Source organism: uncultured Ruminococcus sp., assembly GCF_946415235.1.
Taxonomy (GTDB): Bacteria; Bacillota; Clostridia; order Oscillospirales; family Ruminococcaceae; genus Ruminococcus.
Genome location: NZ_CAMKRR010000107.1, coordinates 1 through 9,851, shown reverse-complemented (window position 1 = coordinate 9,851; position 9,851 = coordinate 1). Strand labels below are relative to the sequence as shown.

At 36.4% G+C, this 9,851-nt stretch carries 9 protein-coding genes; 6 read left to right on the top strand and 3 right to left on the bottom strand.

Annotated features, from left to right (window positions below; genetic code table 11):
* Window positions 1-110: 110 nt before the first annotated feature.
* Entirely contained in the window at window positions 111-3,122 is a 3,012-nt protein-coding gene (locus tag Q0R37_RS13550; protein WP_294755085.1) for a dockerin type I domain-containing protein, read from the bottom strand.
* A gap of 458 nt (window positions 3,123-3,580) precedes the next feature.
* On the opposite strand from Q0R37_RS13550, the gene Q0R37_RS13545 reads away from it, so the two are divergent.
* The 6 genes from Q0R37_RS13545 to Q0R37_RS13520 all read left to right on the top strand — a co-directional run bounded on the left by Q0R37_RS13545 (window position 3,581) and on the right by Q0R37_RS13520 (window position 8,448).
* Window positions 3,581-4,054 carry a helix-turn-helix domain-containing protein gene (locus tag Q0R37_RS13545; protein ID WP_294755084.1) on the top strand — a complete coding sequence of 158 codons (474 nt, stop codon included), beginning with the start codon at window positions 3,581-3,583 and terminating at the stop codon, window positions 4,052-4,054.
* Window positions 4,047-5,087 (top strand): zeta toxin family protein, encoded by a 1,041-nt coding sequence (locus Q0R37_RS13540; protein ID WP_294755083.1) that lies wholly within the window; start codon window positions 4,047-4,049, stop codon window positions 5,085-5,087. The genes Q0R37_RS13545 and Q0R37_RS13540 overlap by 8 nt, the downstream gene beginning before the upstream one ends.
* Before the next feature lie 50 nt (window positions 5,088-5,137).
* Window positions 5,138-5,833, top strand: coding sequence for a hypothetical protein (locus tag Q0R37_RS13535; protein ID WP_294755082.1), 696 nt, complete (start codon window positions 5,138-5,140; stop codon window positions 5,831-5,833).
* 595 nt (window positions 5,834-6,428) lie between these two features.
* Window positions 6,429-7,148 (top strand): type III toxin-antitoxin system ToxN/AbiQ family toxin, encoded by a 720-nt coding sequence (locus tag Q0R37_RS13530; RefSeq protein ID WP_294755081.1) that lies wholly within the window; start codon window positions 6,429-6,431, stop codon window positions 7,146-7,148.
* A gap of 186 nt (window positions 7,149-7,334) precedes the next feature.
* Window positions 7,335-7,811 (top strand): hypothetical protein, encoded by a 477-nt coding sequence (locus Q0R37_RS13525; RefSeq protein WP_294755079.1) that lies wholly within the window; start codon window positions 7,335-7,337, stop codon window positions 7,809-7,811.
* Entirely contained in the window at window positions 7,801-8,448 is a 648-nt protein-coding gene (locus Q0R37_RS13520) for a site-specific integrase (RefSeq protein ID WP_294755077.1), read from the top strand. The genes Q0R37_RS13525 and Q0R37_RS13520 overlap by 11 nt, the downstream gene beginning before the upstream one ends.
* A gap of 66 nt (window positions 8,449-8,514) precedes the next feature.
* Here Q0R37_RS13520 and Q0R37_RS13515 read toward each other — a convergent pair whose 3' ends face one another.
* Both Q0R37_RS13515 and Q0R37_RS13510 read right to left on the bottom strand, forming a co-directional pair.
* Window positions 8,515-9,036: a class D sortase gene (locus Q0R37_RS13515; protein ID WP_294755076.1), complete on the bottom strand. Its 522-nt coding sequence runs from the start codon at window positions 9,034-9,036 to the stop codon at window positions 8,515-8,517.
* Window positions 9,037-9,168: 132 nt separating this feature from the next.
* Window positions 9,169-9,851: LPXTG cell wall anchor domain-containing protein (locus Q0R37_RS13510; RefSeq protein WP_294755075.1), on the bottom strand; the 683-nt coding region annotated here is incomplete at its 5' end.

Here is a 9,851-nt window from a genome sequence, read left to right as displayed (position 1 = left end):
TCATATACTCTTTTATGGCACTATTTCTCGTTTACACAGAATTTGGGATTGACTCGATAGTAAAAAAAGAGCCTGCCCCAAATGATACAACTTGTCGCCCTTTTTATTTATCAACTTGAATAGTATTCTTGTAAAACTGCATTTAATTTGCTTATATCTAATTCATTGACATTGTAACCTGTTAATAGGCTTTGGTATTCATCAAACGATGTATTATCTAATTTTGCACCTTCATTGGTAGCAGGAGCATAAAGGAATGTGTCTGTAACTCTCTTATTATTATAATTACTATATTCTAATTCAAATAAGTAACCTGTATCATTATCAGACAACCTTCTTAGCAGAGAACACTTTTTTATTGTAGCCGAATTTGAATATGTGAAGTCTTTATTTAAGAAGCATATCAATCTGATTATTGCTTTTTTCTCGTCGCTCGATAAGCTGTTAAAATAATTACTGTTTTGAATCTGTATTTGTTCAATATCGGCTACAACTGTTTGCATTATTTGTTCGACTACTTCTTTGTGATTAGGAAGCAGATCTGTATTTTGAATTGTTAAACCAAGTATCCCACCATTAATAGCCGTATAATAAAAGACGGTGTTTTTATCTCTGTGAGTAGAATATATATATTCCAAATTACCAACTTTACATTTTTCAATTGATGATATATAATCTAATTCTTTTAAAGCTTCAACATATGAAGATATTAATATATCATCACTAAGTGATTTGTCAAATAAACCATCTGTTATATAAAGAATGTTTCTTCCATCATTATCATAGAAATCAAATTTCGTAATAGTTCTTTCACTATCGACACTATAATCATGTGATAATGGATATGATAACTTCCATTGAGTTGGAATTTCTAATGAATAATGAGCTCCAATAAAAGTCTTATTTTGGGATGTTCGCGTCATAGATGGAGACATTGTAGTGCTTAAAGTAGTGGTAGATGTTTTAATTGTAGTAGTCGTTACATTCGTAGTAGTTGTTGGTGGATTAATGATATACTCTTCAAATCCAAGTGTACCATTAGTCGATTTATAAGCATAAAACGCAAGTATTTTTGAGGCATCAACAGCATCTATGAAACCGTCCTTATTTGAATCAGCTGCGTTTCTCTGTGCTTCACTAAATGCGCTTTCCTTATTTGAAGAAACACGTGCATATTCCGAAAGTACTTTTGAAGCATCAACCGCATCAACTATTCCGTTATTATCTACATCACCAAGATTATATTTAATTGGCTGCGTAGTAGTTGTAGTAGTATTTGTTGTTGTAGTTGCGGTCGTTCTGGTAGTAGTCGTGGTTGTAGTAGTTGTTGTGGTGGTTGTAGTAGTTGTAGTAGTTGTTGTGGTGGTTGTAGTAGTTGTTGTGGTCGTTTGAATTGGCTTGACCGTAACTTTTATTTGAACTACATCATAATCAGAACTGATAACAGATATTGTTGCCGTTCCTTCTCCTAATGCAGTGATTATACCCTTTGCAGAAACAACAGCCACGGATTTATTGTTTGATTCATATGACACATCGCTTCTATTTACTTTTATAGTATATTGGTCGCCGTTTGTAAGTATTATACTATTCTCACTTACCGATAGTGGAATCATCGTAGTTGTGGTAGTAGTTGTTGTAGGCTTCGGTGTTGTAGTAGAAGTTGTAGTGCTTGTCGTCGTGGTTGTGGTTGTCGGCTTTTGAGTTGTAGTCGTTGTTGTTGTGGTGGTTGTAGTTGTTGCGGTAGTAGTTGTTGTTGCAGGGATAAGAGTTTTTGCAGATTTCAATTTAGGATAGTTGTCTTTTACATATTCAAATTCAGAACCAAGTTTTTCTGCGAACTCAGGCGTCTGCATATTCTTTGAAGACTTTGATATTCCTATTTGCAGCTCTTGATTTTGCGTACCACCTAATGCGTTAATAGCAAATGAACTTACAAAGTAGGTATTTTCAAAAATACAATCACCTTCAGTTATATCTGACGCATTCAAAGAACATATTATACCACCAATATTAATTTTGGAAGAAGCGTTTTCTACATAATTAATAGTTCCAATATTAATTACATTTTTAAGTGTAACCTTTTTCGATGAACCTATAATTCCACCGATTAAAGCAGAATCTTGAGAATGATAAGTATCTACTGTTATTATACTTGAATTAATACAGTTTGTTATTTTAGATGTCTCTTGAAGACTTCCACAAAGACCACCTACAAATACATTAGGTCGTTTTTCTGTTTTTTCAGAATTAATAAATATTTTTCCATAATTCTCACTTTTATCAAGTGAAGAGTTTATCATTTGACCAACTATTCCACCAACATGATTAGTTGACATAGTATAGTCACTGCTGAATGAGTTAAAATAATATATTATATCACTTGAAAAATGGCAATTGATAATTGAACTGTTGTTTGATACTCCACATATACCACCAAGTTGAGGCATATGCTTAAAGGTAGAACTAAATGAAATATAACTTGACGAATTACATTTTAAGGTTGAATTATCTACTTTACAATTTGAGATTGTTCCATTATTATTATATCCACATATTGCGCCACAGTAAATATGAGCAAAGTCATTATTGCCAAGGTATGCTACATCATTGCCAATATATTCATATTTACAAAATACATTCTTTATTTCTGCACCATCAGAGTTGCCAAAAATGCCATAATATACATTTGTATCAGAATGAATTAAGTTATCTCCTAATCCTTCATAATTATAAATACCTATTATAGAATAATTATTGCCATCAAATGTTCCTGAAAACGGTGATTTTTCTGTGCCAATACTTTTCCAGAGTTTTATACTTGAAGAAGAACCACTCCAACTTTCAAAATTAGAAATATCATTCATGTAAATATCATTATCAAGAATAATAGTTTTATCTTTCATGGTATTTCCAGAATTAACCAAAGCTGCCAGTCCTGCAAATTCTTTTGCCGTAGATATATGGAATTCTGTATCCTCCGAATCATACCAAGAAGTATCTGTCGTACCGTCCCACACAAGCGGACTACTCTCACTGTCTGCTGAAACAGCATTGAATGGAACAGCGGTGATACTTATAAACACTGCAATTACTGTTGATAAAACCTTTTTAATAATCATAGAAATCCTCCTTCCGCAATATGAACGGACATGATTAATAGTATAAATAATTTTAACACTATGTGTAAAGTAACATCAAGTCATATAAGAATAATTTACGATTCATCAACAATAATCGTTATTTACGACAATAAAAAGCGAAGTTCTATGTATATTATGCCACCAGTTGAAATTTACTAATTGTATACTATAAATATCATATTTTTGATTTTAAATTTCTTGACAAATCACACTTTTTTGTTGTATAATATAGCATATAAGATTAATCATATAACCTTATGTAACATATTATGTAATATATTTTATATTATGTCAAGCTTTTTGTACAAATATAGCAAAACGTGCTATAATAGCACATTTTCTCCCTTAAGGCTATCTTAGGGGAGATTTTTATTAAACCTCTCTTGACAAATTATAACCTGCAAGTTATAATTATATATAAACGGGAGGATATTATAATGGAACTTGACGAAAAAGAGCTTTTTATTCAATCCTTTGTGCAGCTCAGAAACAGCCGCCATATTACACAGCAGCAACTCAGTGCAAGGAGTGGTGTTCCGCAGCCTGTAATAGCACGACTTGAAAAAGGAACTACCGATCCTAAACTTACAACAATTTTAAAGCTTTTAGATAGTATGGAAGCAAAGCTTTCTATAAAGGAGGTTCAGCAAATGGATTACTTTATTACACTTGAAAAGGAAGTTATGTCCGAAGTGGCAGCAGAGATTTATGGAACGATAACACGCTATATGATTGCTAAGAATATTCAAGATGACGATAAACACCCATTGAATATTCTTGCACACATGGTATTCCAAATCAAAGAAAACCTTATCGGCAAAGAATACACAATGGACGAATTGAAGCTTATACAGGCAAAATTTGAATTTGCCCGTGATTATGCGAATGAGGTAATAAATAATAATGAATGACGGTGATTTCACTATAGAAGTTCTGAACCGTGTCATAAACAAGCAATATAAAGAGCTTATCGCCGATAAAGAGCGAGATAAAGTACCTTGCGCTTTTATTTTAGGCGGTCAGTCTGGCGCAGGAAAAACAGGGCTTCAAGATATTATTAAAGCTCAGTGCGATCACAATCTTATTGTTATAAACGGCGATGAATTTCGTCCGCTTCACCCTGACTATGCTGAATTACAGAAAAAATACGGTAAGGACAGCGTTGACTTTACAAATGAATTTTCTGGAAAGGTCACAGAAGCTCTTATATCACGGTTCAGAGCTGAGAAATATAATATATTGGTAGAAGGGACTCTGCGAACAGCGGAAGTGCCTTTAGCAACTTGTAAGGGCTTCAAAGATAACGGATATAACGTCACACTGGCTTTAGTTGCCGTAAAACCGCAGATTTCATACCTAAGTACGATCTTAAGGTATGAAAAACAGCTTGCTGCAGGAAAGTTGCCCAGGGCAACTGCAAAGGACAAGCATGATTACATTGTAGCTAAAATACCGAGTAATCTGAGGGAAATATACGGCAGCAAACAGTTTGACAATATCGTTATATACAGCCGTGAGGGCGTATGCCTTTATGATATGTCCAAGAATCCTGTAACTACTCCCGATAAGATAATGGAGGAAGTATTCGCAGGTAAATGGTCACAGAAAGAGCTTGAACAATTCATTGCTATCGGCAATGTAACTCAGCAGCTCATGGAGCAGCGGAATGCTGCGGAGCTACCAGACTTCAAAGCAAATGTATTTAATAAGGATATTATTTCTGCGATTGCCCGAAAGAACGGTCTGAACTATGGAGCTGACTATATAAGGATAGTCAGTGAAGATGAGCTGACAAAACTCCAAAAGGCGGCAGCAGACAAAAATTCGGGTTTGAAGTTCAGCGTAAGCCGCAAAAACGGCAAAATTGCCGTCAGGTATCAGGCAGAGCTGAAAGATACGGTAAATCAGATACTCAGCAGCAAGCCGAAGTCAATGAAAATATAAATTGTGCTATAATAGCACAATTTAAGCAATGGAATTAAGGGAGGGTAAATATGACAAATATCAAAAGATCTATTAAACCTGTTATTTTTTGCTTGCTATCGATGGCGCTCTCTGCCTTTTGTGTTTATGAAATCATAAAGACTATTATTCTCGAAAACTCGTCACATCTTAATATTACCCATAATTCGTTCCTTAATGGCATTATTGACACAGTCTATGCCTTTAATGAGCGCTTTCAGGGTGGATATCTCCTTGGTATCGGTCTGTTGGCACTTCTGTTTGAACTTGCTTTTTCTAATTCAATGTATGAGTTTTTCAGCCGACTGCCGCTTGGTAGTATAAAAAAATACGACTATTTCGATAATTCAAGGCATGGATTCAAGTATTTATTCAAGCATTCTTTTGCAGTTATCGCTCCTGCCTTGATAATTGGCTCTTACGTATTGATTCATTTAGCTTTTTCTTATTTGTTTCCCGAAAATCTGGGCGTTTTTGTTCATTGGATTCTTCCAGTTACTATTATACTAACTTTGATAGCAAGCGTAATTCTTATTGCTTCAGTTATCAAGTATGGAGGGCTATGGGGAGCATTAATAAGGCTGCCATTGCTTTTCACGTCTAATATATGCTTATGCGCTATTATAGGCGTTGTTATTGTTACTTTAGGTGTCGCATTTGCCTTTCTCCTGACATTTATAATTGTAATAATCGTTATTTTCCCGATTGTTCTAAGACTTATGCGCTGAATTCAACATGGATTACCTGTCTAACTAAAATTGTGCTATTATAGCACAATTTATCGTTTTGTGCAAAATTCTTGACAAAAGCCAACTTCTAATTTATAATATACTACATAAGGGCATTAACCTTAAATATTATTGTAAAGGAAGTAATACAAATGAAAAATATTATCAAAAGGCTCTCAGCGTTTGTACTCGCATTCAGTCTCATAACAGCACAGCCAATTTGTCCATGTAAAGATATACCCTACTGGATTAGTCAACTTTTTAGATAATGTATAATGCCAGAGTGGTTGACAATGTATATTCCGTTCCATTGTCAATCTGAGCATAAGAATATAAATTGTGCTATAATAGCACAATTTTCATTAAATCCTATTGACATAAATGGATTTATGAAGTATAATAATAGTAGAAGATAAGCATAGCTTATCTCAAAAGCGGAGTGTCCTGCCGTTAAGTGGAACTTTTATAAAGAGGTATGTCCTACCGTATAAGTGGAAATTTTAAAAGAGGTGTGCCCTACCGTATAAGTGGGAACTTTAAATGCAAAGGGCTGTGTTTATCACAGCCCTTTTTTATAATCTATGAGGTAATTATCATGAAAAGATTAGGCTTATATACGCTTGATGTAAATTATGTCGCAGCGTTGGAAAAAGCAGACAGCAAAGTAATGTCCGTATCTCCTCAGCAGAATAAAGCTCACCGTCCATTTGTAGGAGTTGTAATTGTATGTCAGGATAAGAAGTATTGTATTCCCCTGACATCTCCAAAACCTAAACATCAGAAAATGAATAATCAGCGTGACTTTCTAAAGATCATCGATAAAAAAGGTAAGCTGATAGGTGCATTGAACTTCAATGATATGATACCTGTCGATGATAGGCTGATAAAAATGGTCAACATCAATCCCTCTGCAAGTGATAGTAAGGCTGAAAGTGATTATAAGAGCCTTATGAGAACGCAGCTTTATTGGTGTAATTCAAATAGAGAAAGTATTGCCAACCACGCAAATGTACTTTATAATTTGGTTACGAAGTATCCCGATGATAATTCTAAGCTTGTCAGCCGTTGCTGCGACTTCAAAAAGCTTGAAGCAGCTCTTGAACAGTATCTTATAGATACTGGCTTAGAGAAGCCCAAACAAGAATACATAATAAAAAAAGTCTCAGAGGACGAGTTCAATGCGCTTAAAAGCAGCGGCATGAACTTCCAGACGGCTGTAAAGGACAATCAGCGTGTTATCAGGTTCAAGGCTGAACAAAAGGAACAAGTCGAGAAAATAATAAATAGTTTAAAGAATAAAAATGTGCTATTATAGCACATTTTAAAATCATATCAAAGTAATATCTCTCCGGTTGGAGAGATATTTTTTTGACCTATGATAGTATTGTTCTCCCCTTTTGTATGTGATAAAATATATCACGTCTAAAGGGGGCGTTCATCAATGTTGTGACATTCTTTGACAATGAGGAAATGGTTAAAAAAACGGAAAGGAAACAAAATAATGAATACAATACTATCACTGCTGTCAGATGATAATGTAAATAAGATCATCGTCGAAAAGCAAAATGTGATAAATACGTCCATTACAGAGGACAAAAAATCAATCAGGTTAGATTTGCAGATATGTGTAGAATATGCTAATCCAGATAATACTCATAAAAGTATATCCGTTGAGCAGTATATCAAAAATTGGCTATATAACGTCAAAGCCAATGAATTAAAGCCTGCAAGTTTTGACAGAAAAGAACAGACAATCAAATATCAGATTATCCCATACATAGGGCAAAGGTCAATCACCGACTTAACTGCCGATGAAGTACAGGAAATGATAAATGCCTTAAAAAAGGACTATTCTTTCTCAACCATAAAGAAAACTTATGAGTGTATCAATTCCTGCCTTAAATACGCTGTAAAACGTCGAGATTTGCCCTTTAACGTTGCTGAGAGTGTAAATTATACCCAAAAACATGGAACGTGAAAAAAGCGATGTTAAATGCTTCTCAGAGGACGAGCTGCAACGTATTGAAGCAGAAGCGGTCAAATGCTATAATAACGGCAAGCGGATATACAGAATGGGCGAAATCGTCATTTTTCTTGCAGACACAGGCTTGCGTATCGGTGAAGCTCTGACTCTGGAATGGACAAATATCAATTTTAAGAAAAAGACAGTTACCGTCCGTCAGAATATGGTATTTGTCAAGGACAGAAAAAGCACTGATAAATCGTATAAATACATAAAGCAGTGTTCCACAAAAACGAAAAAAGGCAGTCGTATCGTACCGCTTACTGCCGCTGCTATCAGAGCACTCATGAGCTTGAAAGGCATTAACGGTTCTACCAAGTATGTATTTGCAACAAGCACAGGAAAACGTATATATCCTCGCAACATTGACAGAATGTTCAGAGGTATACTGAAGAAGTGCGGTATTAAAGGCACAGGGGTACATACCCTGAGACACACTTTTGCAAGCCGATTGTTCGCAAAAGGTGTTGATGTTAAGACCGTCAGTGAACTTCTCGGACACTCTGAGGTCGGAATTACCTATGATACGTACATTCACATAATTCAAGAGCAGCAAGCAGCAGCTGTCGATGTTTTAGAAAATGTGCTATAATTCGAATTATCCTCCAATATTATCAAAGCAGCGGCACCAAAATAATGGTGCCGCGTTTTTGGTATATCATTCATTTAGCATTCCAACAACTACCTGTCGCTGTTTTCCGTCATCAGTACATGATATTACGGTCAATCGGTCATCGCCAAAATCTTTCAGTACCCACGTTTCACTTGGTTCAACTGTTCGGTATTCAGTGACGATATATATGTAGCGAGTACGCTTTTCATCGATGTCTACGAGATGCATTTCATCACCTATCTGTATCTGATCAAGGTCATTGAAAATCTCCGCATAGATCGTGCTGTTGTGACCACAGATACAGTAATTTCCCTTGCCGAGTGCACCTGTTCCCTCAAAATGTCCTGCCGATACTTGAAGTTGCTTTGTCCCTGTACCTTCAAGCACAGGAACCTTAATATCCAGACTTGGTATCTCAAAGTTGATGTTTTCCTTCAACAGCTTTCGGAGATACAACTCTCTACTTATTTTGCGGTATCCATAGAATGACAACACTCCAACGCCTAATACGATCATGATGATACCGATAATGAACATTGGCTTATTCCTTTTTCGTTTCTTTTCCATATTACTCCCTACTTATTCAGTTTAACTTTATTATACCACGAATTCTCAGTAATTTCAATATGGATAAAATGCGAGAGCGTCGCCCGAAAGCGACGCCCTCTCTATGAAACTCATGGATGAAACCGGCATTAATTATTCATCATCGTCTTCTTTTCTGCTCTTCTTTATAAGACCAATACCTGTGATACCCATAAGTGCAGCAAGTCCTGCAAATACCTTATGGAATCCTGACATACCTGTCTGTGGGAGAGCGTCATAATCAGTCTCAGCCTTTGTGAGAACATCATAGTTTGTAACAAGAGCTTTCTGATCGTCAGTGAGCGTATCATAAGCTGATCTTGCTGCAATTATCTTGTTTTCAGAAGCATTGCTATTGTTTACCTTGCCAATTTCGTTTATCTTCTCGATAACTTTATCAGCAGCAGCCTTATCTGCGGCAGCCTTTTCCTCAGCAGCCTTCTTCTCAGCAGCTTCCTTTTCAGCTTCAGCCTGTTTAGCCAGTGCCTCAGCTGCGGACTGTGCTTCGACAGCTTCCTTCTGAGCTTCCTCAGCAGCTGCCTGTGCCTTCTCTGCGTCAGCCTGAGCTGCCTTTGCAGCTGCGGCTTCTTCCTCTGCCTTGGTCTGTGCTGTCTTAGCGTCTGCTGCAGCCTTTTCAGCTGTTGCCTGAGCGGTTTCTGCTGTAGCCTGTGCAGTCTTTGCAGCTGCGGCTTCTTCCTCTGCCTTGGTCTGAGCAGTCTTAGCATCGGCTACAGCCTTCTCTGCTGTTGCCTGTGCAGTTTCAGCAGTCTTCTGAGCTGCCTGCGCAGCAGCTACCT